General features: G+C 64.2%; 24 protein-coding genes. 11 read left to right on the plus strand and 13 right to left on the minus strand.

The window, feature by feature from the left end:
* Nucleotides 1-175: 175 nt before the first annotated feature.
* A complete protein-coding gene (locus AC1Q7H_RS33375; RefSeq protein ID WP_013952250.1) occupies nucleotides 176-550 on the plus strand; it encodes a VOC family protein in 375 nt (124 codons plus the stop codon).
* A gap of 19 nt (nucleotides 551-569) precedes the next feature.
* Here AC1Q7H_RS33375 and AC1Q7H_RS33380 read toward each other — a convergent pair whose 3' ends face one another.
* Complete coding sequence (locus AC1Q7H_RS33380; protein ID WP_013952251.1) at nucleotides 570-1,280, minus strand: DUF899 domain-containing protein; 711 nt, start codon at nucleotides 1,278-1,280, stop codon at nucleotides 570-572.
* Nucleotides 1,281-1,621: 341 nt separating this feature from the next.
* Here AC1Q7H_RS33380 and AC1Q7H_RS33385 point away from each other — a divergent pair, with 341 nt between their 5' ends.
* Nucleotides 1,622-2,578 carry a D-2-hydroxyacid dehydrogenase gene (locus tag AC1Q7H_RS33385; protein WP_013952252.1) on the plus strand — a complete coding sequence of 319 codons (957 nt, stop codon included), beginning with the start codon at nucleotides 1,622-1,624 and terminating at the stop codon, nucleotides 2,576-2,578.
* Between the two features lie 31 nt (nucleotides 2,579-2,609).
* Entirely contained in the window at nucleotides 2,610-3,764 is a 1,155-nt protein-coding gene (locus AC1Q7H_RS33390) for a glycerate kinase (RefSeq protein ID WP_211979682.1), read from the plus strand.
* Nucleotides 3,765-3,811: 47 nt separating this feature from the next.
* Here the strand turns inward: AC1Q7H_RS33390 and AC1Q7H_RS33395 are convergent, their stop codons facing one another.
* The 4 genes from AC1Q7H_RS33395 to AC1Q7H_RS33410 are packed head-to-tail and all read right to left on the minus strand — an operon-like array spanning nucleotide 3,812 to nucleotide 7,394.
* Nucleotides 3,812-4,780: a Bug family tripartite tricarboxylate transporter substrate binding protein gene (locus AC1Q7H_RS33395; RefSeq protein ID WP_013952255.1), complete on the minus strand. Its 969-nt coding sequence runs from the start codon at nucleotides 4,778-4,780 to the stop codon at nucleotides 3,812-3,814.
* 38 nt (nucleotides 4,781-4,818) lie between these two features.
* Nucleotides 4,819-5,205, minus strand: coding sequence for a VOC family protein (locus AC1Q7H_RS33400; protein ID WP_153953858.1), 387 nt, complete (start codon nucleotides 5,203-5,205; stop codon nucleotides 4,819-4,821).
* A 19-nt stretch (nucleotides 5,206-5,224) separates the two neighbouring features.
* Nucleotides 5,225-6,178 carry a hydroxymethylglutaryl-CoA lyase gene (locus tag AC1Q7H_RS33405; protein WP_013952257.1) on the minus strand — a complete coding sequence of 318 codons (954 nt, stop codon included), beginning with the start codon at nucleotides 6,176-6,178 and terminating at the stop codon, nucleotides 5,225-5,227.
* 13 nt (nucleotides 6,179-6,191) lie between these two features.
* Nucleotides 6,192-7,394, minus strand: coding sequence for a CaiB/BaiF CoA transferase family protein (locus AC1Q7H_RS33410; protein WP_013952258.1), 1,203 nt, complete (start codon nucleotides 7,392-7,394; stop codon nucleotides 6,192-6,194).
* Between the two features lie 279 nt (nucleotides 7,395-7,673).
* On the opposite strand from AC1Q7H_RS33410, the gene AC1Q7H_RS33415 reads away from it, so the two are divergent.
* Nucleotides 7,674-8,591, plus strand: a complete 918-nt coding sequence (locus AC1Q7H_RS33415) for a LysR family transcriptional regulator (RefSeq protein ID WP_492382194.1) — start codon at nucleotides 7,674-7,676, stop codon at nucleotides 8,589-8,591.
* 98 nt (nucleotides 8,592-8,689) lie between these two features.
* On the opposite strand, the gene AC1Q7H_RS33420 is transcribed toward AC1Q7H_RS33415, so the two are convergent.
* Nucleotides 8,690-9,601, minus strand: coding sequence for a LysR family transcriptional regulator (locus AC1Q7H_RS33420; RefSeq protein WP_013952260.1), 912 nt, complete (start codon nucleotides 9,599-9,601; stop codon nucleotides 8,690-8,692).
* Nucleotides 9,602-9,658: 57 nt separating this feature from the next.
* On the opposite strand from AC1Q7H_RS33420, the gene AC1Q7H_RS33425 reads away from it, so the two are divergent.
* Both AC1Q7H_RS33425 and AC1Q7H_RS33430 read left to right on the plus strand, forming a co-directional pair.
* Complete coding sequence (locus AC1Q7H_RS33425; protein ID WP_492382195.1) at nucleotides 9,659-10,714, plus strand: Bug family tripartite tricarboxylate transporter substrate binding protein; 1,056 nt, start codon at nucleotides 9,659-9,661, stop codon at nucleotides 10,712-10,714.
* Nucleotides 10,715-10,721: 7 nt separating this feature from the next.
* Nucleotides 10,722-11,897 (plus strand): M20 aminoacylase family protein, encoded by a 1,176-nt coding sequence (locus AC1Q7H_RS33430; RefSeq protein WP_013952262.1) that lies wholly within the window; start codon nucleotides 10,722-10,724, stop codon nucleotides 11,895-11,897.
* A gap of 79 nt (nucleotides 11,898-11,976) precedes the next feature.
* On the opposite strand, the gene glnA is transcribed toward AC1Q7H_RS33430, so the two are convergent.
* The gene (gene glnA / locus AC1Q7H_RS33435; protein ID WP_013952263.1) at nucleotides 11,977-13,452 is read right to left on the minus strand and encodes a type I glutamate--ammonia ligase; all 1,476 of its coding nucleotides are present in this window, start codon (nucleotides 13,450-13,452) and stop codon (nucleotides 11,977-11,979) included.
* Between the two features lie 150 nt (nucleotides 13,453-13,602).
* Nucleotides 13,603-14,082, minus strand: coding sequence for a PaaI family thioesterase (locus AC1Q7H_RS33440; RefSeq protein WP_041228554.1), 480 nt, complete (start codon nucleotides 14,080-14,082; stop codon nucleotides 13,603-13,605).
* 68 nt (nucleotides 14,083-14,150) lie between these two features.
* Here AC1Q7H_RS33440 and AC1Q7H_RS33445 point away from each other — a divergent pair, with 68 nt between their 5' ends.
* A complete protein-coding gene (locus AC1Q7H_RS33445) occupies nucleotides 14,151-14,609 on the plus strand; it encodes a MarR family winged helix-turn-helix transcriptional regulator (RefSeq protein WP_211979685.1) in 459 nt (152 codons plus the stop codon).
* 79 nt (nucleotides 14,610-14,688) lie between these two features.
* Complete coding sequence (locus AC1Q7H_RS33450; RefSeq protein ID WP_041228555.1) at nucleotides 14,689-14,979, plus strand: excalibur calcium-binding domain-containing protein; 291 nt, start codon at nucleotides 14,689-14,691, stop codon at nucleotides 14,977-14,979.
* A 95-nt stretch (nucleotides 14,980-15,074) separates the two neighbouring features.
* On the opposite strand, the gene AC1Q7H_RS33455 is transcribed toward AC1Q7H_RS33450, so the two are convergent.
* Nucleotides 15,075-16,043, minus strand: coding sequence for a bifunctional helix-turn-helix transcriptional regulator/GNAT family N-acetyltransferase (locus AC1Q7H_RS33455; RefSeq protein ID WP_013952265.1), 969 nt, complete (start codon nucleotides 16,041-16,043; stop codon nucleotides 15,075-15,077).
* A 227-nt stretch (nucleotides 16,044-16,270) separates the two neighbouring features.
* Between AC1Q7H_RS33455 and AC1Q7H_RS33460 the strand changes: the two genes are divergently transcribed.
* Nucleotides 16,271-16,873 (plus strand): cysteine hydrolase family protein, encoded by a 603-nt coding sequence (locus tag AC1Q7H_RS33460; protein ID WP_041228556.1) that lies wholly within the window; start codon nucleotides 16,271-16,273, stop codon nucleotides 16,871-16,873.
* A 45-nt stretch (nucleotides 16,874-16,918) separates the two neighbouring features.
* Here AC1Q7H_RS33460 and AC1Q7H_RS33465 read toward each other — a convergent pair whose 3' ends face one another.
* The 4 genes from AC1Q7H_RS33465 to cysD form a co-directional block, all read right to left on the minus strand.
* On the minus strand, nucleotides 16,919-17,359 hold the full coding sequence (locus tag AC1Q7H_RS33465; RefSeq protein WP_013952267.1) for a nuclear transport factor 2 family protein: 441 nt from the start codon (nucleotides 17,357-17,359) through the stop codon (nucleotides 16,919-16,921).
* Between the two features lie 78 nt (nucleotides 17,360-17,437).
* Complete coding sequence (locus AC1Q7H_RS33470) at nucleotides 17,438-18,577, minus strand: helix-turn-helix transcriptional regulator (RefSeq protein WP_041228557.1); 1,140 nt, start codon at nucleotides 18,575-18,577, stop codon at nucleotides 17,438-17,440.
* A 253-nt stretch (nucleotides 18,578-18,830) separates the two neighbouring features.
* Nucleotides 18,831-20,765 carry a sulfate adenylyltransferase subunit CysN gene (gene cysN / locus AC1Q7H_RS33475; RefSeq protein ID WP_013952269.1) on the minus strand — a complete coding sequence of 645 codons (1,935 nt, stop codon included), beginning with the start codon at nucleotides 20,763-20,765 and terminating at the stop codon, nucleotides 18,831-18,833.
* A complete protein-coding gene (gene cysD, locus AC1Q7H_RS33480; RefSeq protein WP_010814009.1) occupies nucleotides 20,765-21,661 on the minus strand; it encodes a sulfate adenylyltransferase subunit CysD in 897 nt (298 codons plus the stop codon). The genes cysN and cysD overlap by 1 nt, the downstream gene beginning before the upstream one ends.
* 212 nt (nucleotides 21,662-21,873) lie before the next feature.
* Here cysD and AC1Q7H_RS33485 point away from each other — a divergent pair, with 212 nt between their 5' ends.
* Together AC1Q7H_RS33485 and AC1Q7H_RS33490 are read left to right on the plus strand one after the other, a co-directional pair.
* Complete coding sequence (locus AC1Q7H_RS33485; protein ID WP_211979686.1) at nucleotides 21,874-22,992, plus strand: DUF1214 domain-containing protein; 1,119 nt, start codon at nucleotides 21,874-21,876, stop codon at nucleotides 22,990-22,992.
* Complete coding sequence (locus AC1Q7H_RS33490) at nucleotides 22,989-24,182, plus strand: sulfotransferase family protein (protein WP_492382196.1); 1,194 nt, start codon at nucleotides 22,989-22,991, stop codon at nucleotides 24,180-24,182. The genes AC1Q7H_RS33485 and AC1Q7H_RS33490 overlap by 4 nt, the downstream gene beginning before the upstream one ends.
* The last annotated feature ends 24 nt before the right edge of the window (nucleotides 24,183-24,206 follow it).

Consider the following 24,206-nt stretch of genomic DNA (forward strand, 5'->3'; position numbering starts at 1 on the left):
CATGAACCGCCGTATGCGGAACCGCACGTACGGTGGTGTGAGAGGGCTGAGGGGGTGACCCCTCACCCTACTCGATTTCAACGCCAAACTCCGGGGTGGCGGCGCGGACCTTGAGGAAGAGCAGTCTCTCGCAAACGTCGGGCCGCGCGCAGGCCTACATACTTCAGGAGAACTCATGTTTGACCACGTCAAATTCGGAGTCAGCGACTATGCAGCGAGCAAGGCGTTCTTCCTCAAGGCACTCGAACCGCTCGGCGTAGCTGTTGCCTCGGAGGGGCCGCCAACGTATGGTGTCGAGCTTTGCCCAAAGGGGAAGGCTTCATTGTGCTTGTTCCAGACCGAGGAGAAGCCGGCGCATCTACACCTGGCGTTCACGGCCGAGAATCGCCAGCAAGTCGAAGCTTTCCATCGCGCGGCCCTGGAGGCGGGTGCCAAAGACAATGGTGCGCCTGGTCTGCGCCCGCACTACCACGCCAACTACTACGCAGCGTTCGTCATTGGTCCGGACGGGCACAACATCGAAGTGGTTTGCCACCAACCCGAAGCCTGACCCTTCCATCGAGGGACGATTATTTCCCTTCCGGGTATCCCAGCTTCGGATACCAGTCCGCCCCCCGGCCTTCCGGCGTGGTGTCCAGCAGGGTCCACAGCGGATCCAGGTCCGGCGCGCCGCGCGGGTCCTGACCCGGGTCGGCCGAGAGGGCGTACATCTCGCTGCTCCAGAAATGGCGGATCTTGCCGTCCCGGCGCGTAAAGACCGAGTAGGCGGGGACGTCGGCATCCTCGGCGCTGACATAGTCGCGGGTGAAATCGCCATCCACGTCCGCATAGACCTTCAGCTTGGTCCAGCCTCGTGCCTTCTTGGCGGCGACAAGGCGATCGATGGGTGAGCGGGCGATCATCGCCAGCGCCACGCGCTGCTCGATGTCCGGAACCTTGTGATCCCACGACGCCATCACCGATGTGCACATGGGGCAAGGCTGTTCCCGCTGCGGTCCGAACATATAGCTGTAGATGACCAGGGTGTCCTTGTCGCCGAACAGTTCGGCCAGCGTGACCGGACCGCGTTCTCCCTGGAAGGTATAGCGCTTTGCGACCTCGCCGCCCGCGGGCAGGCCGCGGCGCTGTTCGGCCACGCGCTCGATGTGGCGCCGCAGCTCGATCTCCTCCGCAAGCAACGCATTGCGCGCCTTGCGGTACTCCGCGCTTTCATTGGGAAACCGGACGGGGTTTTGTTGCGCCAGCTCTGTTGAGGGAATGAGTTTTGCAGTGGTGTTCATTTCGGTCCCCCTGCCAGGATAGCTACCGCGAATGGCCAGGAAATGTGATGCCGTCGCGCTGCTACGACATTTCCGCGGCCCTCTCGTAGTTCGTGTCAGCCCGGGCCGAAATGTTCCGCGCCATGCAGGGCCGATGCTGCCTGTCCCTTTCCATTTGAGAAAGGACGGTGGAGAAAGCCGCGATTCCAGCCCGGCCTGCCTTCCCCTCATCATGTCTGTGGCGCAATAGCGCGGCAGATGCCTGCCGCCCTTCGACCGCAGCCCGTCCTTACGCGCCAGTGCGATGAGCCGTGCCTCACATCGGCACGCTGCGGCCGACCCGCAAACCTGGAAGCCATGCAATGAAGATCGTATTCCTGGACCGTTCCACCATCTCGCCGCAGACCACGCTGCGAGCGCTGCCGTTCCCGCATGAGCTTGAACTCTACGGGGAAACGGCTGACGAGGACGTCGCCGCGCGCATTGCCGCCGCGGACGTGGTCATCATCAACAAGGTGAAGCTGGATGCCCGGCAGCTTGAGCAGGCACCGAACCTGAAGCTCATCGCCATCGCGGCAACCGGCACCGATGTCGTCGACCTGCAAGCCTGTGCCGCCCGCGGCATCGTCGTCTCCAACATCCGCAACTATGCCGTCCATACGGTGCCGGAACATACCTTTGCCCTGATCTTCGCGCTGCGGCGAAGCCTGGCCGCCTACCACGATGCGGTCCGGCGCGGCCGCTGGCAGGAATCCGGATCCTTCTGCTTCTTTGACTACACGATCAAGGACTTGCACGGGTCGGTGCTTGGCATCATCGGCGACGGCGTGCTCGGCCAATCGGTGGCCAGGATGGCGAGTGCGCTGGGCATGCGACCGCTGTTTGCGGCCCACAAGGGACGCGAGGGCATGGGCCCGCTCTACACGCCTTTCGACGAGGTGCTGCGTCGTAGCGACATCATCACCTTGCATTGCCCGCTGGTGGCGCAGACACGCAACCTGATCGACGCCGCTGAGTTCTCGAAGATGGAACGGCGTCCGTTGCTGATCAACACCGCCCGAGGCGGGCTGGTCAATGAAGCGGCGCTGGTGGAAGCGCTGCAATCCGGAATGGTGGCCGGGGCCGGCTTTGACGTTGCGACGCAGGAGCCGCCCGGCGCGGAACACCCGTTCCATCAGTTGAAGGATGCGCCGAACTTCATCCTGACCCCGCACGTTGCATGGGCCAGCGACGAGGCCGTGCAAGGCCTGGCCGACCAGCTTATCGACAATATCTGTGCCTTCGCGCAAGGAGCGCCCAGGAACGTGGTGGGCGGATGAGGTGCCCCGCCAACGATGGATGGAGCCCAAAATGAAATCAGCAGGACTCAAGGTGCTGGTTGCGCCTGACTCGTTCAAAGGCAGCCTCTGCGCGACTGAGGTGGCGGATTGCATCCGCGCCGGCATCCGGCGCGCGGTGCCTGGTGCGGATGTCACCGTGGCACCGATTGCCGATGGCGGCGAAGGGACCGCCGAAGTCCTGGCGGCCTCGCTTGTGGGCGTGTGGCAGGAGGTGGTTGCCACCGATGCCAATGGCGTGCCAAAGCCGGTGCGGTACTTCCGCGGCCGGACGCAGGAGTTTGGCGAGCTCGCGATCGTCGAGGTGGCTGAGATTGTCGGCCTTCCGCACGCCCTGGTGGCGCCGGGGCAACGCACGACCAGGGGAATCGGTCATGTCATCCGCGCGATCGCTGAGCAGGGTGTCGATACCATCGTGATCGGACTGGGCGGATCTTCCACCAATGACGCAGGGGCCGGCCTGCTGGCGGAAACCGGTTTTTGCTTTACCGATGCGCAGGGCAACGCATTGTGGCCAACCCTGGATACGCTGGACGCGATCTGCGCCGCAACGTATCTGCAGCCTGCGCAGCTTGGCCGAGTCCGGCTGCTGGGCCTGTCCGACGTCAACAATCCGCTCTGCGGGCCAAACGGTGCGACCTTTGTCTTCGGCCCGCAGAAGGGCGTGCAAGACCTGGCCGCTGCGGATGCCCGGCTGGAGCGGTTTGCAAAGCGATGTGCGGCCGTCGTCGGGCAGGATGTTGCCGATGCGCAAGGCAGCGGCGCTGCCGGCGGCATCGGCTTTTCGTTGCGCCTGCTCGGCGCCGAGATCGTTCCCGGCGCGGACTTTGTGCTGGGAGCTGCCGGCCTCGATGCCGGACTCGGCGCCTTCGACTGGGTCATTACCGGCGAGGGACGGTCCGATGCGCAGACCATGATGGGAAAAGGTCCTGCCATGATCGCGCGCATGGCGCGCCAGGCGGGTGTGCCGGTGACGCTGCTCTCGGGGGCCGTCGAGCCCGATGCCGGGCTGGCCGACGCCTTCGACGGGTGCATCTCGATCCAGCAGGGGCCGGTATCGATCCGCTTTGCGATGGAGCATGCGGCGGCATTGCTTGAGGATGCTGCGTGCCAGCTTGCCCGCCTTTACCTCGCGGCCAGCCGCCAGGAAAACCGCCCGGGCGTATAGCAAAAAAGTCTCCCCACCTGGGGAGACCTTCCACGCATCGACGATACTTAGTCCGCGCGAATATTCGATGCCTTGACCACACGCGACCAGGATGCCAGTTCCTGATCGATGAACTTGCCCAGCTCCTGCGGCCCCATGTAGGCAGCGAAGGCGCCTTGTTCCTCGATCTTCTTCCTGTACGTGTCGCTGGCCACGATCTTCTTCACCTCCTGGGACAAGCGCTCGACGATGGCCGGCGGGGTATTCGCCGGCGCAAACAGTGCAAACCAGGACTCCACCTCATACCCTGGCAGGCCAGCCTCCGCGGTGGTCGGCACATTGGGCATGGAGGGATGGCGCTTCGGTCCGGCATAGGCAAGCGCCTTGATCTTGCCCGCTTGCACATGCCCGATCACGCTGGGCGGGGTCGTGATGAACATGTCGACCTGCCCGCTGATCAGGTCGGTGATCACGGGCCCGGCGCCCTTGTACGGTACGTGCGTCATCGGCACCCTGGTCTGCCGCGCCAGCATCTCGCCGGCGATATGCTGGATCGAACCATTGCCGGACGAGGCATAGAACAGGCCTTTGCCATTGCTTTTGCCGTAGGCGACCAGTTCGGCTATCGATGTCACGGGCAGCTTGCCGCTGACGGCGATGACGTGCGGCGCGCGCATGACCAGCGCCACCGGGACGAAGTTGGACGGCTTCCAGCGGATCTGCGGGAACAGCGCCGGATTGCCGACGTGGTAGCCGGAATACTGGAGCAGCAGCGTATAGCCGTCCGGCGCGGCCCGCGCCACGGCTTCGGTGCCGATATTGCCGCTGGCACCGGGCTTGTTGTCCACCACCACGGGTTGGCCAAGTGCGGCCTGCAGTTGTTCGCCAACCAGGCGGGCCACGATATCGGTGGATCCGGCCGGTGCGCTGGGCACCACCAGGGTGACCGGCTTGCTGGGGTAGGCGTTGGCGCTATGGGCCGGGGCGGCCGCAGCCAGGGCTGCCAGGGCGGCCGCGGCGATCGTCATGCGTTTCATGGGGGTCTCCTCCATCGATTTGTCGGGTTGGCCGATCTTCAGTCGACCAGTTCTGATATCTCGATCAGGTTCAGGTCCGGATCGCGCACGTAGACCGAGCGGATCTTCTGCGTGGCGCCGGTGCGCGCCACAGGTCCTTCGACAATGGGCCACTGGCATCGCTGAAGATGGGCGATGACGCCGTCGAGCGGGACCGAAGCGATAAAGCAGAGATCGAGTGCGCCGGGAACGGGCAGGTGTGCCTTGGGCTCGAACTCGGCGCCGCGCTGGTGGAGATTGATCTTCTGGTTGCCGAAGCGGAAAGCCAGGCGACCGTTGCCGAAGGTTTCAGGCTGCATCTGCATGACTTCGGTATAGAAGTGCCGCGTGGCTTCGAGGTCAACACAGGTGAGCACCAGATGGTCAAGATGATCGATCAGGGACATGATGGTTTCCAGGCAGGTGTCAGGGTTGGAAAGCCCGCTGTTCGGGGATCGCGTCGGCGGCAGGCATCGGATGCAGGTCGAGGCGGCGGCCGGCCTTCAGCAGCTGGCTTGGGACGTCATGGCCGATCAGGCCTGGCAAGCGCGCGGCGGCATCGAGGATGGCCGCCAGGTCGACGCCGGTGTCATAGCCGTCCAGTTCAAGCATATGGACGAGTTCTTCGGTGCAGACATTGCCGGTCGCGCCCGGCGCATACGGGCAGCCACCGAGGCCGCCCAGCGAAGCGTCGAAGCGGTCGATGCCCTGGTCCAGCGCGGCGAGCGTGTTGGCCAGCGCCAGGCCCCGGGTATTGTGGAAATGCAGGGTCAGCGCCAGGCTGGGGAACTGCCGCCGCGCGGCTTCGCACAGCCTGGCGACCTGGGACGGAAACGCCATGCCGGTGGTGTCGCACAGCGTCACGCCGTGAGCCCCCAGGTCAGCGAAGCGCTGCATCCAGCCCAGCACGTTTTCCAGCGGCACGTCGCCTTCCATCGGGCAACCCATTGCGGTCGACAGCGAGATGTTGATCGCGGTCGGCGTCTCCCTCACCACGCGGATGACGTCGGCAAGCTGGGCAAACGATTGCTCGCGCGACATGCGCAGGTTGGTGCGGTTGTGGCTTTCGCTGACCGACATCACCAGGTTGACCTCGTCCACCTGGCAGGAAAGCGCGCGCTCGGCGCCGCGCACATTCGGCACCAGCACCGTGTAGACCACACCCTCGCGCCGCGCGATGCGATGCATCACCGCTTCTGCGTCGCGCAGCGCGGGAATCGCCCTAGGCGAGGTGAAGGAAGTCACCTCGATCCTGGCATAGCCGCATGCGCTCAGGGCGTCGATCAGGGCGACCTTGTCATCGGTCTCGACAAAGCGGGCCTCGTTCTGGAAGCCGTCTCGCGTGGCGACTTCATGTATGTAAACCTTTCTGGCAGTCATGCCGGTCTCCTTGTCAGATAATCCCTGCCGCGCGCCATGCCTCGCGCTGCGCCGCGCCGATGCCAAGGCCTTCCAGCACCGCGTCGGTATGCTGGCCAAGCGCGGGGGCGGGGTTGGGCAGTGCGCCGGGGGTGGCGCTCAGCTTCGGTACGATGCCGGGCAACTGGACGGGTGTGCCGTCCGGCAATTGCGCGTCCAGGATCATGTCGCGCGCGCGGTAGTGCGGATCGCTGGCGATATCGGCGATGTCGTAGATCTTGCCCGCGGGGATGCGGGCGCCATTGAGGGCGTCGAGGGCCGCTTCGAGGCTGCGCTGTGCCGCCCATTCGCCAATGGCGGCGTCGAGCATCGCAACCTGGCTGACCCGGCCGTCGTTGTGGGCCAGGGCCGGGTCGTCGCGCAGGTCGGGGCGCTCGATCATATCCATCAGCCGCCTGAAGATGCCATCGCCATTGCCGGCGATCAGCACGTACTTGCCGTCGGCACAGCGGTACGCATTGGTGGGCGCGATGCCGGGAAGACTGCTGCCGGCCGCTTGCCGCACGGTGCCGAACACCGAGTATTCCGGCAACAGGCTCTCCATCATGCTGAACACCGACTCGTACAAGGCCACATCCACGACCTGGCCCTGGCCGCCGTTCTGCTCCCGGTGCCGCAACGCCAGCAGGATGCCGATCACACCGTGCAGGGCGGACAGGGAGTCGCCGATCGATACCCCCACGCGCACCGGGGTGCGGCCCGGCTCGCCGCTCAGGTGGCGCAAGCCGCCCATCGCTTCGCCAATGACGCCGAAGCCCGGCCGGTCGCGATAGGGCCCGGTCTGGCCATAGCCGGACACGCGCAGCATCACCAGCCCGGGGTTGGCCGCCCGCAGGCTGTCCCAGCCCAGGCCCCAGTTTTCCAGCGTGCCCGGGCGGAAGTTCTCGATCAGCACGTCGCTTTGCGCGGCCAGCTTGCGCACGACTTCCTGGCCTTGCGCCGTGCGCAGGTCCAGCGTGACGGACTGCTTGTCGCGGGACTGTGCCTCCCACCAGACCGAGGTGCCTTCATGCAACAGCCGCCACTTGCGCAGCGGATCGCCCGTGCCGGGCGGCTCGACCTTGATGACTTCCGCGCCGAACGCCGCCAGCATGCGCGCGGCAAACGGCCCGGCGATCAGTTGCCCCAGTTCCAGGACGCGTACGCCGGCAAGGGGCTTTGACTTGCTTGTTTCCATCTCCATAGCTCCTGCTGTGTGCTGGAGATAGTGGGTCAAAAGCCGTTGCCTGGTAATCGATGGATTCTCAACCGTCCTTTCCTTGCAGGAAAAGGTGGCCCGTGTTGCCGCTAGGGAGCCCCGCGACCGGCACAACCCGCCGCTTTGCCAGCTATCCCAGGCGGATCAAGGCTTGCATTGAGATGCCGGGGGGCGGGCGTGCCATTTGACAAGGCGCGATCGGCTTACTAGCCTTTCCTGACTTTCAACCCGGTCAGCGCGCTTCGCCAGTGCAATACGATGATCAATCCTGCCCATTTCGATCTCCAGTCCCTGCGTGTCTTCCAGCTGGTAGCCCAGTGCGGCGGGCTGACGCAGGCGGCGAACAAGTCACACATGACGCTCTCGGCCCTGAGCAAACGGATCGCGGACCTTGAGCGCACGGTGGGATGCGCACTGTTCCTGCGCGTTCGGCGTCGGCTTGAGCTGACGCCCGCTGGCCATGAGCTGGTCCAGCATGCGCGCATGGTGCTCGACAAGGTCAACCAGATGGCGGGCGAGATGAGCGACTTCGCCACCGGCGTGCGCGGACACGTCAAGGTCTGGGCCAATACGTCAGCCGTGATCCAGTTTCTTCCGCACGACCTGGCAAGCTTCCTCGTCTCGCAGCCGCTGATCAGGATCAGCCTGGAGGAGCGCCTGAGCCAGGACGTGGTGGTGGCGCTACTGTCCGGTGAAACCGATATCGGCGTGTTCGCCGACAACGTGCCGGCTTATGACATCAGGAAGTCCGTCTATCGGCGCGACCGCCTGGTCGTCCTGGTGCCTGCCGGACATCCGCTGGCCGGGCGCTCGGAAGTGAGTTTCGACGAAACCCTGGAGTACGACTTTGTCGGCCTCAACCAGGGCAGCTCGCTGCTGCAGCGTCTGACCGCCGCTGCATCGGCACTGGACAAGGTCGTGCGGCTGAGGATCCAGGTCAGCAGCTTCGATGCGATCTGCCGGATGATCGAGGCGGGGTTGGGCATCGGCGTCCTGCCAGATGGCGCGGTCCGGCCCGAACTGCTGGGTGCCGGGCTGCATGCCGTCTACCTGTCCGACGCCTGGGCATCACGCATTCTCTGGCTGGGCGTGAGGGACGAAGCGGGTCTCCTGCCGGAGGCAAGGACGCTCCTGGAGCATCTGCGCGCAGCGGGGTCGGCCAGCGCGAGTTGTTGATGACATGGATGTGCCGTGATGCCGGTCACCGACGGCCCACAGGACGCATTTCACCGTCAGCACGGCCTGCCAGGAGATGACGGTGCGCCTAGCGGCGGCTAGTCACGCAAATGCTCGTCCATGAATTTCCGGAATATTTCCATGCTCGGTGCCTCGGTTCGCCCCGCCAGGGTGAAAAAGGCATAGCGGGGGCCGTCATCGACCGCTGGGGTAGTGTCCAGTTCGCATAGTTTTCCTGCGGCAATCTCCGCACGCACTGCCGCGACGATGCTGAACAGTATCGCGTCGGAATCCAGCACAGCTTCGACCAGGCTCCGGACATTCTCGCACCTGAGGCTCAGGCAATGCTCCGGATCGGCGCGCGGTCCGAAGCGCTTCACGAGGTTGCGCGCGACTTCCGTGCTGAGCGGGGCGGAAGCCAGCGGATAACGCATGACATCGTCAAACGTCACAGCGTCTCCGCCGGCGGCCTGTTGCACAAGCGGATGTCCTGTGCGGCAGATAAAGCGACCCTGCAACGCGTTCAGCAACTCGTGGCGAAGGTCCGTTGCTGGCGCCACGCTGCTCACCTCCACGACGACTGCATCAAGCGATCGCTGACGCAGTTGGATCATCAGCGCATCGGAAGTACCAAGCGACACGCTGACCTGTATGCCGGGATGGTGCCTGGCCATGAATCGCAGAAACGGCGTCGCCAGCACTGCGCCCGGCCCGGCGCCCAGGCCGACGCGGATGGCACCCAGGTGGTGGTGGTGGAACAGTTCGACGCTGCGATGCAGTTCCGCTTCCTCGAACACGATGCGCCGGGCCCGGTTGGCAATCAGCTCCCCCAATGGGGTCAGCACATTGCGCTTGCCGTGCCGGTCGATCAGGCGGCCTCCCAGTTCATCCTCCAACGTCTGGATGCTCCGGCTCAGCGCGGACTGGGTCAGGTGCAGGCGTTGCGCCGCCTGGCTGAAGGATGCCATATCCGCCACCATCAGCAGATGCTTGAGATGTTTGAGATGCATTGCGCACTTTGTAATGAGATTTTTGAATAAATTTTAGACTGATAATGCATTGGACGCATGATGGATGGCACTTTACGATCCGATTCCACAAGAACACGGATTGAGGAGACAGCCATGACCCGATTCAAGAACGTCGGCCGCCGTTGGCTCGGCGGCTTGGTTGCAGCACTGCTTTTTGCCGGCCTGGCGCCGGCACACGGCTTTCCTGACCGGCCGGTAACGCTGATGGTGCCGTTCCCGGCGGGCGGCCTCTCCGACGTTGTTGCCCGGAACCTGAACGGGCCCCTCGCCCGGCAGTTCGGGCAGCCGGTCATCGTCGAAAACCTCGGGGGAGCTGGTGGAGCAATTGCCGCGCAGAAGGTCCTTCACGCACCGGCCGACGGCCATTTGCTATTGCAGGCAGGGCCCGGCGAACTCATCACTACGCCGCTGGCCAATGCCGCAATCAAATTCAGGAGCGAGGATTTCCGGCTGGTGCATATGGTCGGCGCTGTCGATCTTGCCATCCTGGTGCGCAGGGACCTGCCGGTAAAGGATGTCGACGAACTGGCCGCCTATGCCGCGCAGGCAGCCAAGGCCGGCAAACCACTGACGTACGCGAGCGTCGGCATCGGCTCGCTCTATCACCTCCTGGGGGCGCATATGTCCCAAACCATCGGAGCGCCGATGACTCACGTGCCATACAAGGGCGGCGCGCCCGTGATCCAGGACCTCGTTGGCGGAATCGTCGATATCTTTATCTCGCCGTTTGGCAAGCCTGATATCGAACGCATGCGCACCGGCCAGGTCAGGATGCCGGCGGTCCTGTCGCCCACACGCGTGGATGCAGTGAAGTCGGTGCCCAGCGTCAATGAAAGCAAGGCGCTGCGGGGCTTCAACTATTCAACCTGGGCCGGGATCTTCGTGAAGAAGGACACTGCCGAGCCGGTTGTGCAAGCAGTGCACAACGCGATTGTGCATACGCTGGCCGACCCCTCGGTGCGTGCCAGCCTGGATACCGCGAACCTGCCTGCGTCCAAGCCGGTGTCGCTTGCAGAAAGTCAGAAGGCCTATCAGCAGAGCATCGAACAATACCGCGGCATTGCCCGCGCCATCGGCTTGCAGCCGCAATAAGGACGCCATGCATCCCATCCTGGCCGCGCTGCGGGACAGCGCCGAAGAGTTCGTAGCAGTTCGCCGTGACCTGCACCGGCATCCGGAACTCGGCTTCGAGGAACATCGCACCAGCGACATCGTGGCCAGCCTGCTCGCCGAATGGGGCTATGAGGTCGAGCGCGGGCTGGGGACAACGGGTGTCGTCGCCCGCCTTCGACGCGGTACGGGCAACCGCAGCCTTGGCATCCGCGCCGACATGGATGCCTTGCCGATAGAAGAGGCCACAGGGCTCCCCTATGCCAGTTGCCATCCCGGCGTAATGCACGCCTGCGGGCATGATGGGCATACCACCATGATACTTTGCGCAGCAAAGTATCTCGCCCGGCGCGGCGGTTTCAGTGGAACCCTGAACCTTATCTTCCAGCCGGCAGAGGAGGGGTTGGGCGGTGCAAAGAAGATGATGGAGGACGGACTGTTCAGGAAGTACCCTTGCGATGCCGTCTTCGCCATGCACAATGTACCGGGCACCGCATCGGGCCGTCTGCTCTTGCGTGAGGGCGCGGCGCAGGCTTCGGCCGACAACGTGACCATTACGCTGGAAGGCGTCGGTGGCCATGCAGCGATCCCACACCACGCGGCCGATCCTGTCGTGGCCGGCGCCTCCATCGTGATGGCCTTGCAGACCATCGTGGCGCGCAATGTCGATCCGCTGCAAGCGGCGGTCATTACCGTGGGCGCGTTCCAGGCCGGTACCGTCTCCAATATCATTCCCTCGCATGCCGTGCTCAGGCTGAGTGTCCGCGCACTGGACCGCGATGTGCGAGAGCAGATCGAACAGCGTGTCAGGGATCTGGTATCGGCGCAGGCGCAGAGCTATGGCGTCACGGCGCAGGTCGATTATCAGCGCGGGTACCCAGTCCTGGTGAATACGCCGGCTGAAACGGCGTTCGCGAGCCAGGTCGCCCTGGAGTTACTGGGCCCGAGCCACGTCAATTGCCAGGCGTCGCCCATTGCCGCCAGTGAGGACTTTGCCTTCATGCTGGATGCCGTGCCCGGCTGCTACCTGTGGATTGGAAACGGCGAAGGCGGAAAGGTCGGAGGCTGCTCGGTCCACAATCCCGGCTACGACTTCAATGACGGGAACATTGCTGTCGGTGCGGCGTATTGGGCCCTGCTATGCGAACGTTTCCTCGTGGACTAACGATCGGCCGGCGGGATGCACAGTCTTCCATCACCGGCTGGGCCGCCAGCGTTCGTCGTCCCAGCGCCACCTACGGTGATCAAATGTCGAAGTAGAGTTGGAATTCCCACGGGTGCGGCCGCACCTTCAATGTATCGATCTCGCGCGTGCGCTTGTAGTCAATCCAGGTGCTGATCAGGTCTTCAGTGAAAACATCACCTTTTCGCAGGAACGCTGAGTCGGCTTCCAGCGCACAAAGCGACTCTTCGAGGGAGCCTGGTACCTGCCGGATGCGGGCGGCTTCCTCCGGTGGCAGATCATAGATGTTCTTGTCGAGCGGGTCGCCGGGGTCCGTCTGGTTTTCAATGCCGTCCAGGCCGGCGAGCAGCATTGCCGAGAAGGCGAGGTAGGCATTGGCCGACGGGTCAGGACAGCGAAATTCAACGCGCCTGGCGCTCGGGGAATCCGAAACCATTGGAATCCTGGCCGCGGCGGATCGGTTGCGCTGCGACATGGCCAGATTGACAGGCGCCTCGTATCCGGGCACCAGTCGCTTATAGGAGTTTGTGCTCGGTGCGCAGAAAGCCATCAGCGCGGGGGCGTGGCTGAGCAAGCCGCCTATATACCAACGGCACATCTGGGACGTCTGCGCCCAACCGTTCTTGTCATAGAAGAGGTTCTCGGCGTCGCGCCAGAGGCTCTGGTGGCAATGCATGCCGCTCGCGTTGTCGGCAAACAGGGGCTTGGGCATGAAGGTGGCGACCTTGCCGTGGCGGCGCGCAACGTTCTTGCAGATGTACTTGTACATCATCACGTTGTCTGCCATGCGCATCAGTGGCGCAAAGCGCATGTCGATTTCGTTCTGGCCGGCCGTGGCGACCTCATGGTGATGCACCTCGACCTGGATGCCGGCCTGCATCAGCGCGAGCACGATTTCGGAGCGGATGTCCTGCAGCGTATCGCTCGGCGGCACGGGAAAATACCCTCCCTTGTAGCGCTGCTTGTAGCCGAGATTGCCGCCACCATAGGCGCCTTCGTCACGGCCCGAGGTCCATTCGCCTTCGGCGGATTCGACATGGTAGTAGCCAGAGTGCTGGTCCTGTCCGAAGCGGATGGAGTCGAAAATAAAGAATTCCAGTTCGGGGCCAAGGTAGCAAACCGTGGCAAGACCGGTTTGCCGGAGATACAACTCTGCCTTGCGTGCGATGTGGCGCGGATCGCGTGAGTACGGCTGGTGCAGGACAGGGTCCAGCACGTCGCAGATCAGCGCCAGCGTTGGTGCTGCGCAAAACGGATCGATGAATGCCGTGGCCGGGTCAGGCCTGACTAGCATGTCGGACTCATGGATTTCCTGGAACCCGCGAATGGAAGACCCGTCGAAGCCGATGCCGGCCGAGAACAAGTCGTCGTTGACTTCCGGCAGCGTGATCGAGAAGTGCTGCCACACGCCGGGCAAGTCGGTGAACCTGAGGTCAACGACCTGGATTGCGTGCGTCCGGATCAGATCGATGACTTCGCCGGGATTTTGCGGCGGCGCAACGTGATAGCTGCCGGGTTCTATTGAGACCATGCCCATATCCGCCTCCATCGTCCGCCAGCAACATCATTCAACATTAGCCTGTCAGATTCCGAATGGAAAGCGCCTCACCAACCTGCAGCCATTGCCGAATGGCTGTGGTCGCCAGCCTGACTCAAGCCGGCTTCCCCAGACTTTCGTTTGGTTCGCCTATTGTTCCCGCGCAGGCGATAGCACGAGTAGCGTAGACGTGCCATGGGCCAGGACGCGCCCGTCCCTCGCAAGCACGCGAGCTTCCGCGGTAATGATTTGACGGCCGTGGCTGACAACGCGGCCTTCGACACGGACCCTGCCTGTATCAGGCTTGATCGGCCGGGAGAAATTTCCCTTGGTTTCGACAGTGGTGTAACCAGTGCCGGCGGGAAGAAGGGAGTTGGCTGCGCACGCGGCTGCGCTGTCAATCAGCGTCAGAGGCCATCCGCCGTGCACCGAACCCATTGGATTGAGCAGTCTGGACGACGGCTCGCCTTCGAACGCGGCGAATCCGTCGCCGACCTCAACTAACCAGAAGTCGAGGACCTGTGAGATAGGCGGCTGTGGCAGGTGACCGTCCACAATGGCTTGAAGAATTGCCCGGCCGTTCATGTTTGCGACGTCGGCGGGTGAGGCAAGGCCATATCGATATTCCATCTCGTCAGATCTCCTCTTCGTTGGTATTATATGCAGATACAAACAATGCATCTGCATATAGTATCGACATGGAAAAGCGAAGGCAAGGAGCCAGGAGCCTGCGCGCAGACGCCGCTGCGGTTCTCGATGTCGATCTCGGCTGGTGGTCGCGCCTGTTGGCGCGCAGAATTACAGCGGAGCTGGATGAGGCCCTGGCTTCGTCTGGCCTGTCCAGCACGCAATTTGGATTGATGTGCCTGATCGCGTCAGCAACAGACGACACCCTTGGCTCGTTGGCGCAACGAGCCGGACTGAATCAATCGACAATGTCGAGGAATGTGGATCAGCTTGTCAGCACGGGGCTGGTGGAAGTCGTCACGTCCGAAGCGGATCGCCGCCGCCGCGCGGTGTGGTTGACAGAGGCCGGCGCCTTTAAGTTGCAGCAGGCTCTGGCGCTGTGGCAGCCCGCCCACCGCGCGTTGCAGCAAAAGCTGGGCTCAGAGTTGCACGACATGGTAGGCGAGGTCGCGGCAAGGCTGGCAGAGTAGCGGCAGGGCGCCTGACCGACAACGACGCTGTTGTGGCATCCTTCCATTTCCAAAAAGAAAAAGAAGGATAGGGGTCAACATGTATAAGGGCTTGCTGGTAGTTGCGACCGTCGCGGCCGCCTTCATCTATTACAAAACGCACGCGCCTCTGGTAAATCCCGTTGCCCAGGCCGAGCCACAGCAGATCGAGGTTTCAGCCGTGGCAGCCACGGCGGAACCGGCATTTCGCTGCGAGGGCAAACAGCACTGCAGCCAGATGGCATCCTGCGCGGAAGCGCGCTTCTATCTGAAAAACTGCCCGGCGGTAAAGATGGATGGGGATGGCGACGGTATTCCATGTGAGACGCCACCCCTCCAGTGTATGTTTTGACGCGCCGTTGCCGGGCCACGCTCTGCGGCTCACGCCTGCACGGCGACATTACTCATGAAGACAAGGGCAGGTCAGCGGTCGCATCAAGGCTGGGCTCATGCCAGGCAACGGCTAAACCGTTGCTCGGTGACCCGGGTTCCCCATTGCGTCCCCTCGGATTCGTCCACCAATTGAAAACCAAATGACTCGTATAGATGGCGTGCCGCATCCAATCCCTTGAACGTCCATAGGTAGGTCTCGCGATATCGCTCGTCGACAAATTTCATCGCGTGTGACATCAGTTGCCGTCCGACACCGGAACCACGCAATGTGTCATCCACAATGAACCAGCGCAAATGGGCGATGCCCTGTTCATCATCCCCGTCGATTGCGAGCGAGGCGAGCGACCGGCCGTTTTCGGCGTAGAGCCACAGGGCCTTATCATCGGCTGGCATCTTGCCGATAAACTCGGCAAGCTCTGTCGCTACCTTCTTTTCGAAGAACGCGCCGAAGCCCCAATGCTCCGAGTAAAACCGGGCGTGCAAGCTTGCCACGTCACCAATGCAGCCGGGTTGGTAGCCCTCCAGGATCCGTCCGGGCACGGCATCTGCGGGGGCGGTCTTGACCGCGTTGCCTTGCGTAAGTGCGTCGGCGTACAGCGCGAGAGAGCGGACCAGGGCCTGCTGGTCAGCCGGAACCATCCGCCGAAGCGCGTTGGACACCTGATCCGTTGCGAAGCGGTCGATCTTCTTTCTAAGCTTCTGCCCGGCCTCGGTCAGGTACAGCTCGGATGAACGTGCATCTTCGCTTGCGGTCTTGCGCTCCACGAGTCCGCCAGCCTCCAGCCTTGCGACCTGCCTGCTCGTGTTCGATTTGTCCAGGCGCAGGATGTTGCCCAAATCCTTTGCGCTGATCCCTGGCTGCGCCCCGATTTCCATGATCGCGTGAACCGCCGACGGGGCAAGGTCGCTATCGGCCAGGGTGGCTCGCATGAAACCGAGCTCGCGAACCAGTCTTCGGGAAAAGTCGCGAAGTTCGAGAATCGTCGCTTCTCGAGACTTGGCTGGAATATCGACAAGGTCCACCGGCGCCCTCCTATGAGTTGCGTTTCGCAACCAATATAGTTGTGAGTCGCAACTTAATCAAGGTCTTGGCTTGCCCGATCATCGATCACCTGCTGGAGCGCTTCAGGGAGACCCGGAACGGCCAACCGATTGGTCGTGGTAGAGTCGATCATCATTCCTTATCGCGCAGCCATATGTCGCCACCCGTTGAACATGGACCCGTCGGTTCAGCAGGCCATCAACAGGGCATGGAAAGCGCCGCTGATGCGCACAGCGTGACCATGCAGATTCCGGCAATCGTTCCAGCGAAAACTGCGCTGGTGGTCATGCATTACCAGACCGACATCCTGGCGTTATTTCCCTCGGTCGCGCCCGCTTTGCTCTCCAATACGCGCAAGCTGTGTGACGCTGCACGTGCCCGGGGCGTCAGCGTCTATTTCGCCAAGATCCACTTTGCTCCAGGCTATCCGGAAGTCAGTCCGTTGAACAGGAACGGGCAGGGAATCAAGCAGCTTGGTCTTTTCGTCGACGACCAGATCTCGCCGGAACTCGGCCAGCAGGCCACTGAGCCGCTCATCATCGCGCATCGTGCCAGCGTGTTCTTTGGTACCGACCTGCAGGTGCGGCTTTCCGCGCAGGGTATCGATACCCTGCTTATGGTGGGCATTGCGTCGACCGGTGTGGTGCTGTCGTCGGTCGCGTACGCGAGCGATGCGGACTTCCGTTTATTCACGGTCAAGGATTGCTGCTCCGACCCGGATCAGGTCGTGCACGATCATCTCTTTTCAACCGCGTTCGATTCGCGCACAACGGTGCTCTCGCTCGCTGATGCCTTGCGGTTGCTTGCCTAGCATTTGCTGGCATTTCGTCCTGCCCGGAATGCCGCCGTGCATCCCTCAGGCGGACGGCACGAGCAGATGATCGGTCAGGTTACCCCTCAGATCGAGCACCGCATAATTGCGGCGACTGAAGCGCCAGCGTCCCTCGACCTTTTCGAAGGCGTCATGATAGCGACCGGCCGCGATCACCTGCAGCGCGATACGGTCGGTTGCCTGAAGGACCGTATAGTACGATCTGACGGTCGCTGTCAGGCGGTCCGGAGCAATCTCAATGATCGGATTGCTGATGACATGCCTGGTTCTGGGCGTTCCATCTGCGTGCAATTTCACATAGGCTTGCCAGAGCTTCAGCATGGCCGCGGAACCTCGCTGCACGGCATCTCCGGTTTCGATCTCTGCGTGTTCGAACAGTGCAGCGACCCCGGGCAGATCACCGGCGTCCATGCGCTCGGCATAGATGTAGAGGAGATTGGCAAGCTGCACTGCATCGTCGGTCATCGACTTGTCTCCGGTAGATTGGGAGAATTAAAGCAGTCCGGCGATATTCCGGCATCGTCCGCTTGGAGTAAGAAGCCCTCACCCCATCCCCACCACACTGGACAGCAACATCTTCACCAGCACCGCCTGCCGCGTTGCCCCGGTCTTGGCAAAGATGCCCCGCAGGTGTGCCCGCGCCGTGTTCTTCTTGACGCCAAGCCGCATCGCGGCTTCATCCAGCGTTAGCCCGTCGACCATCAGTAAAGCCAGTTCGATCTCGGTCGGGGTCAGGTGGAACAGCTTGCGCAGGTTGGCGTGGGTGTTGCGCGGCGATCCTGCCGGGTCGCGGATGAACACCGCCACTGCGGGTCGGCGTGACTTGTCTTCGCTGCGATAGCTGAGCGGGATCGGCCGCACCAGCACGCTCAGGGGCGTGGGCGCGGCGGGCCGGCTCAGCGTGGTGACTTCGCTGCGCGGTGCGGCCAGCGCGTGGGCCTGGGCAGCGCCTTCCAGGATCTTGCGGAACCTGCGGTTTTCCACCGGGCAGTGCGCGTGCAGCGCGCCGTCTGACAGGTAGAGGCCGTCGCGCGCCTGCAGCAGGCGGCCGGCGACGTCGTTGGTCCGGATGGTCCTGCCGTGCTCGTCCAGGATCACAGTGCCGACCTGCAGCCGGTCGACGGCATCCGCGTACAGGGACCGTTCAGAAGCAAGAACGTCGAGCGCGGCATGCAGGTCCACTGCGCGCTTCAGGTGCGGCAGCAGGCCGTGCAGCAGTGCCTTGTCGGCCTCGCCGAAGTCCTGTCCCGCGTCGGTGCGGCTGATGAACAGCGCGCACTCCACGCCGTCGGGCGTGACCAGGTTGGCCGCCAGGATATAGCGCAGGCCCAGTGGTTGAAGGTATTGAGTGTAGAACGGATGCGCCAGCCAGCCGGCTTCGCCAAACAGTTCGTCGGCGCTGAAGAGCCGGTCCGGGTGCAGGTCCAGGAAGGGGCACAGCGCGTAGTACTGCTCGCTGTATGAGGGCTCGCCCGGCAGGTGCGGGCCGTAGTCGGAGGCATTGACGATCAGGCCCGGCCGGTCGGTGGCCGGGTGGCGCAGCACCAGCGTGACGAAGGTGGCGCCCAGGCGCTGGCGCACGCTTTCCAGGAAGCCGGCCCAGGGCACGGCTTCGGTCGGGCCCTGGTAGAGCTGGGCGAGCAGGGCGCTCAGCTCGGCGGCCGGCAGGGGGTCTGGCAGCATGATGGCGGTGCGACGGTTTGCTCCCCTCTCCCGCATGCGGGAGAGGGGCAGGGGGTGAGGGCCGGCGGTGGCATACCACCAGCCCGATCGTGGACATTCCCGCCCTCACCCCAACCCTCTCCCGCAAACGGGAGAGGGAGCATCCAATCGGTCATGCAAAGGCAATGACTTGCGCCAGACGTGGCGGCAGTCCAGGGCAGGAATCCCTGTCCCATCGTACCGACCCCGTCCGTCGCCTCATCGTCCGTTCGGCCTAGGGTTTCTCCCGCAGCCACGCCACGATCCGCTCCGCCGCCTGCTCCGCCGTGTCGACGGTGGTGTCGATGCGGATCTCGGGCCGCTCGGGCGGCTGGTACGGCGAGTCGATGCCGGTGAAGTTCTTCAGCTCGCCGCGCCGCGCCTTGCGATACAGGCCCTTGGGGTCGCGTTGCTCAGCCACCGCCAGCGGCGTGTCGATGAAGACTTCGACGAAATCGCCGTTGCCGGCGAGCGCGCGCGCCATGTCGCGCTCCGAGCGGAACGGCGAGATGAAGGACACCAGCACGATCAGGCCCGCATCGAGCATCAGCCTTGCCACTTCCGCCACGCGCCGGATATTCTCGACGCGGTCGGCCTCGGCGAAGCCCAGGTCCTTGTTCAGGCCGTGGCGCACGTTGTCGCCGTCGAGCAGGTAGGTGTGGTGGCCCAGCGTGTGCAGGCGCTTTTCCACCAGGTTGGCGATGGTGGACTTGCCTGCGCCGGAGAGCCCGGTGAACCAGACGATGCGCGGCGACTGGTGCTTGAGCGCGGCATGGGCGCGGCGGTCCACGTCGATGGCCTGCCAGTGCACGTTCTGCGCCCTGCGCAGCGCAAAGCGCAGCATGCCGGCGCCGACCGTGTTGTTGCTGAGGCGGTCGATGATGATGAAGCCGCCCAGCTCGCGGTTGCGCGCGTAGGGATCGAAGGCCACCGGCTGGTCCAGATGCAGGTTGCACACGCCGATCTCGTTCAGCTCCAGCGTGCGCGCGGCCAGGTGTTCGAGCGTGTTGACATTGACCTTGTACTTGGGCTGCGCCACGGTCACGCCCACGGTGCGTGTGCCGAGCTTGAGCAGGTAGGGGCGCCCGGGCAGCATGGCGTCCTCGTTCATCCACACCAGCGTGGCCTCGAACTGGTCGGCCACCGCCGGCGGGTCTTCCGGGCAGGCCAGCACGTCGCCGCGGCTGATGTCGATCTCGTCCTCCAGCGTCAGCGTCACCGCCTGGCCGCGCATGGCGTGCTCGCACGCGCCGGCGGCGCCAACGATGCCGGCCACGCGGCTCTCGCGGCCCGAGGGCAGCGCGCGCACGCGGTCGCCGCGGCGGATCTCGCCGGCGCTGACGGTGCCGGCAAAACCGCGGAAGTCCAGGTTGGGCCGGTTGACCCACTGCACCGGCAGCCGGAACGATTCGCCCTGCACGGGCGCATTGTCGATCGGCACGTTCTCCAGGTGGGCCATCAGCGTCGGGCCGTGGTACCACGGGGTATTGGCGCTGGGCTCGGTGATGTTGTCGCCGCGCAGGGCCGACATCGGAATGCAGGTGATATCGGTCAGGCCGATCTGCCGGGCAAACTCCCGGTACTCGTTCTCGATGCGCGTATGGACCTCGCGCGAGTAGTCGACCATGTCCAGCTTGTTGACCGCCAGCACCACGCGGCGGATGCCAAGCGTCGCCACCAGGTAGCTGTGGCGGCGCGTCTGGGTCTGCACTCCGCGGCGCGCATCCACCAGCAGGATGGCCAGGTCGGCGGTGGAAGCGCCGGTGACCATGTTGCGCGTGTACTGTTCGTGCCCCGGCGTGTCGGCCACGATGAACTTGCGCTTGTCGGTGGCGAAGAAGCGGTAGGCCACGTCGATGGTGATGCCTTGTTCGCGCTCCGCGGCCAGGCCGTCCACCAGCAGCGCGAAGTCGAGGTTCTGGCCCTGCGTGCCCATCTTCTTCGAGTCGGCTTCCAGCTGGGCGAGCTGGTCTTCGAACAGCATCTTCGATTCATACAGCAGCCGGCCGATCAGCGTGCTCTTGCCGTCGTCGACGCTGCCGCAGGTGATGAAGCGCAGCAGGCTCTTGCTTTGCTGGGCGCGCAGGTAGTGGGCGATCTCGCCCGAGGTGCCGGTGGCTTGCGCGGCGTCTTGCGCAAGCGCGGGCGCGGTGTCGATCAGGGTTTCCATCAGAAGTATCCCTCCTGCTTCTTCTTTTCCATCGAACCGGCTGAGTCGCTGTCGATCAACCGTCCCTGGCGCTCCGAGGTGGTCGCCAGCAGCATTTCCTGGATGATGCCGCCGAGGGTGTCGGCCTCGCTCTCGATCGCGCCGGTGAGCGGGTAGCAGCCCAGCGTGCGGAAGCGCACCTTGCGCAGCTGCGGCGTTTCTCCGGGGCGCAGCGGCAGGCGCTCATCGTCGACCATGATCAGCGTGCCGTCGCGCTCCACCACCGGGCGCTCCTTGGCGTAGTAGAGCGGCACGATGGGAATGTCGTTCAGGTAGATGTATTGCCAGATGTCCAGCTCGGTCCAGTTGGACAGCGGGAACACGCGCAGGCTTTCGCCCTTGCGCTTGCGGGTGTTGTACTGGCGCCAGAGCTCGGGCCGCTGCATCTTCGGGTCCCAGCGGTGCTGGGCGGTGCGTACCGAGAACACGCGCTCCTTGGCACGCGACTTTTCCTCGTCGCGGCGCGCGCCGCCGAAGGCGGCGTCAAAGCCGTAGTGGTCCAGCGCCTGCTTCAGGCCCTGGGTCTTCCACACGTCGGTATGGACGGCGGAGCCGTGCTCGTGCGGGCTGATATTGCGTGCCAGCCCCTCGGGGTTGACATGCACGCGCAGGTCCAGGCCAAGGCGCGCGGCGGTCTGGTCGCGGAATGCGATCATCTCGCCGAACTTCCACGTGGTATCGACGTGCAGCAGCGGGAACGGCGGCCGCGCGGGGTGGAAGGCCTTCATGGCAAGGTGCAGCATCACGGCGCTGTCCTTGCCGATGGAATAGAGCATGACGGGGTTTTCGCATTCCGCCACCACCTCCCGCATGATGTGGATGCTCTCCGCCTCCAGTTGCTCCAGGTGGGTCAACATCGGGATCTCCTCTTGGTTTGCCGGCGCCGTGCAGGGATGTCGCGGCGGTCAGGCATGGACACAAGGTAGCGAGCCGGGGCCCTTCGCCACTTCGTCCGGGCGGACTAAGAAATGGCGGGACACGGCGCGCATTTCCTAGTCCACCCGGACGAGGCTGGGGCGGCCCCGCGCTGGGTATCGTTGCTTCGCCGACGAACCACGGGAGCAGGCAGATGGCGAACTCCGCCGAAGAACAATTGCTGTGCGGCCAGACCTGGGCCGAGTTTTGCGAGGTCCTTAAGCGCAGCGGGCGGCAGATCCTGCGCCCGGAGGCGCCGGCGGACGCGCTCACGCGCGCCGAGGGCTTCCGCTACCTGAGCCGCCTGCTGCGCATTGCGCTGGAGATGCATGTGGAATTCGCCGATCCGGCGTTTCCCGACTTCTTCTCACCGTCGCACGAAACCGCCAAGATCGGCGCGGACAATCCGGACAATCTCTATCGCTACGCACGCCTGGACGGCGGTGCCGAGTACCGCATCCGCGGCCGGCGCGGCACGGTGGCCTACCTGAGTTTCGGTACGCAGAAGGGCGGCTACGAAACCGACGGGCGCATGGTCCAGACCGGCTTTCTCGACAGCAACAAGCTGGCAGTGGCGGCGGATGGCAGTTTCGAAATCGTCCTCAGCGCGCGCCAGCACGAAGGCAACTGGGTGCGCATGGAGCCGGGCACCAATGCGCTGGTGGTGCGGCAGACCTTTATGGACCGCAAGGCTGAGACCCCGGCCGAACTGCACATCGAGCGCCTCAGTGGCAGCGACAAGCCGCCCGTGCTCGATGCCGAGCGCCTGCACGGCGGCCTGCTGCGCGCCGCGGGCTTTGTCGAGGGCACCGCGCGCATCTTCGCCGACTGGGCGCAGGGCTATGGCGGCCATGTCAACGCACTGCCGCCCGCCGATCAGGCCGTATGCCAGGCCGCAGGCGGCGATCCCAACATCTTCTACTACCACTCCTGCTGGGCGCTGGCGGACGACGAAGCGCTGGTGGTCGAGGTGGACCGGGTGCCGGCCTGCGATTTCTGGAATTTCCAGATCAACAACTACTGGATGGAGTCGCTCGACTACCGCTACCACGACATCTGCCTGAACAAGCACAGTGCCCGGCTGGATGCCAGCGGCGGCGTCACCGTCATCCTCAGCGCGCGCGATCCTGGCCTGCCCAACTGGCTGGAGACCGCGGGCCACCGCAACGGCACCATGTGCTGGCGCTGGGTGGGGGCGGCGCAGCCGGTGCATCCACGCACGCGCGTGGTCAAGCTTGAATCGCTCAGGAATGAATGCAGGGAGAACGTATGAACACCATCGCATCCGAACACACCACGGTGCTTGACGTGGAGCGCTTGCTGGCACAGGCCAGCGAACAGGCCGGCGGACTGACTGACTTTGGCCCGGGCGACTACCGCGAGGCGCTGGAGGTGCTGTCCGACTCGCTTGCACGCGAAGCCGGGCTGTCGCCGCAGGGCGCGCAGATGCTGCAAGGCAAGCTGCAGGCGCAACTGGTGAACCGGCTGGTGATCCAGGACTACTGCCGGCGCCATCCCGAGATCCTGGAAGAGGGCGTCGACGATCCGCTGGTGATCGTCGGCCTGCCGCGCACCGGCACCACGCTGCTGCAGCGCATGCTGGCCACGGACGCGCGCTTCCACTCGGCGGCGTGGTGGGAAACGCGCTACCCGGCGCCGCTGCCCGGCGAGGACGTGCGCGACGCCGGCCGGCGCATCGGGCTGGCGCGCGAGGAAGTGGCGCAGATGATCCGCTTTATCCCGGACATCCTCGCCATCCATCCGCTCGACGCCATGGCGGCCGACGAGGAATTCATGCTGATGGAGCATTCCTTCCTGTGCGCGATGGATTCCTACGCCAACGTGCCGTCCTATACCGACTGGCTGGCGCGGCAGGACCGCACCCAGGTCTATGCCTACCTGAAGACCATGCTGCAGTTCCTGCAGTGGCAGAAGCGGCAGCGCGGCGAGGCGCCGGCGCAGCGGTGGGTGCTGAAGACGCCGCAGCACCTGCATACGCTGGAAATCCTGTTCCGGGTCTTCCCCGGCGCGCAGGTCGTGCTGACCCATCGCGACCCCGCCCAGACCATTCCGTCGATGGCCAGCATGGCGCATACGCTGTGGAAGCTATACGCCGATGCGCCCGACGCCGTCACGGTGGGGCGGCAGTGGGGCGGGCAGATGCAGCGCGCCACCGCCCATGCCATGACGGTGCGCGACAGTCTGCCTGCCGACCGCTTCCTCGACGTGCGCTTCGAGGATACGGTGAGCGATCCCTTCGGCGTGGCGCAGGCGGTCTACCGCTTTGCCGGCATGCCGCTGACCGAGTCCGCCCGCGCCGGCATCTGGGCATGGATGGAGGGCAACCCGCGCAACCAGCGCGCGGCGCACGCTTATACGCTGGAGCAGTTCGGCCTGAGCCAGGAACAACTGGAACGCGATTTCGCCGGCTACCGCGCGCGGCACATCCTGAAGCAAAACTAAGACAGCGCACTGCGCATCACAGGA

The sequence above is a fragment of the Cupriavidus sp. GW823-FHT06D04 genome (assembly GCF_058795055.1).

Excerpts from the sequence above, each read along its gene's own strand:
- AC1Q7H_RS33465 (WP_013952267.1), bottom strand. The coding sequence starts at position 17,359 with ATGACCGACGATGCAGTGCAGCTTGCCAATCTCCTCTACATCTATGCC.
- cysN (WP_013952269.1), bottom strand. The coding sequence starts at position 20,765 with ATGGAAACCCTGATCGACACCGCGCCCGCGCTTGCGCAAGACGCCGCG.
- AC1Q7H_RS33460 (WP_041228556.1), top strand. The coding sequence starts at position 16,271 with ATGGAAAGCGCCGCTGATGCGCACAGCGTGACCATGCAGATTCCGGCA.
- AC1Q7H_RS33385 (WP_013952252.1), top strand. The coding sequence starts at position 1,622 with ATGAAGATCGTATTCCTGGACCGTTCCACCATCTCGCCGCAGACCACG.
- AC1Q7H_RS33430 (WP_013952262.1), top strand. The coding sequence starts at position 10,722 with ATGCATCCCATCCTGGCCGCGCTGCGGGACAGCGCCGAAGAGTTCGTA.
- AC1Q7H_RS33425 (WP_492382195.1), top strand. The coding sequence starts at position 9,659 with ATGATGGATGGCACTTTACGATCCGATTCCACAAGAACACGGATTGAG.
- AC1Q7H_RS33420 (WP_013952260.1), bottom strand. The coding sequence starts at position 9,601 with ATGCATCTCAAACATCTCAAGCATCTGCTGATGGTGGCGGATATGGCA.
- AC1Q7H_RS33400 (WP_153953858.1), bottom strand. The coding sequence starts at position 5,205 with ATGTCCCTGATCGATCATCTTGACCATCTGGTGCTCACCTGTGTTGAC.
- AC1Q7H_RS33440 (WP_041228554.1), bottom strand. The coding sequence starts at position 14,082 with ATGGAATATCGATATGGCCTTGCCTCACCCGCCGACGTCGCAAACATG.
- AC1Q7H_RS33380 (WP_013952251.1), bottom strand. The coding sequence starts at position 1,280 with ATGAACACCACTGCAAAACTCATTCCCTCAACAGAGCTGGCGCAACAA.
- AC1Q7H_RS33490 (WP_492382196.1), top strand. The coding sequence starts at position 22,989 with ATGAACACCATCGCATCCGAACACACCACGGTGCTTGACGTGGAGCGC.
- AC1Q7H_RS33415 (WP_492382194.1), top strand. The coding sequence starts at position 7,674 with ATGATCAATCCTGCCCATTTCGATCTCCAGTCCCTGCGTGTCTTCCAG.
- AC1Q7H_RS33450 (WP_041228555.1), top strand. The coding sequence starts at position 14,689 with ATGTATAAGGGCTTGCTGGTAGTTGCGACCGTCGCGGCCGCCTTCATC.
- AC1Q7H_RS33405 (WP_013952257.1), bottom strand. The coding sequence starts at position 6,178 with ATGACTGCCAGAAAGGTTTACATACATGAAGTCGCCACGCGAGACGGC.
- AC1Q7H_RS33395 (WP_013952255.1), bottom strand. The coding sequence starts at position 4,780 with ATGAAACGCATGACGATCGCCGCGGCCGCCCTGGCAGCCCTGGCTGCG.
- AC1Q7H_RS33470 (WP_041228557.1), bottom strand. The coding sequence starts at position 18,577 with ATGCTGCCAGACCCCCTGCCGGCCGCCGAGCTGAGCGCCCTGCTCGCC.
- AC1Q7H_RS33410 (WP_013952258.1), bottom strand. The coding sequence starts at position 7,394 with ATGGAAACAAGCAAGTCAAAGCCCCTTGCCGGCGTACGCGTCCTGGAA.
- AC1Q7H_RS33485 (WP_211979686.1), top strand. The coding sequence starts at position 21,874 with ATGGCGAACTCCGCCGAAGAACAATTGCTGTGCGGCCAGACCTGGGCC.
- cysD (WP_010814009.1), bottom strand. The coding sequence starts at position 21,661 with ATGTTGACCCACCTGGAGCAACTGGAGGCGGAGAGCATCCACATCATG.
- AC1Q7H_RS33375 (WP_013952250.1), top strand. The coding sequence starts at position 176 with ATGTTTGACCACGTCAAATTCGGAGTCAGCGACTATGCAGCGAGCAAG.
- AC1Q7H_RS33445 (WP_211979685.1), top strand. The coding sequence starts at position 14,151 with ATGGAAAAGCGAAGGCAAGGAGCCAGGAGCCTGCGCGCAGACGCCGCT.
- AC1Q7H_RS33390 (WP_211979682.1), top strand. The coding sequence starts at position 2,610 with ATGAAATCAGCAGGACTCAAGGTGCTGGTTGCGCCTGACTCGTTCAAA.
- glnA (WP_013952263.1), bottom strand. The coding sequence starts at position 13,452 with ATGGGCATGGTCTCAATAGAACCCGGCAGCTATCACGTTGCGCCGCCG.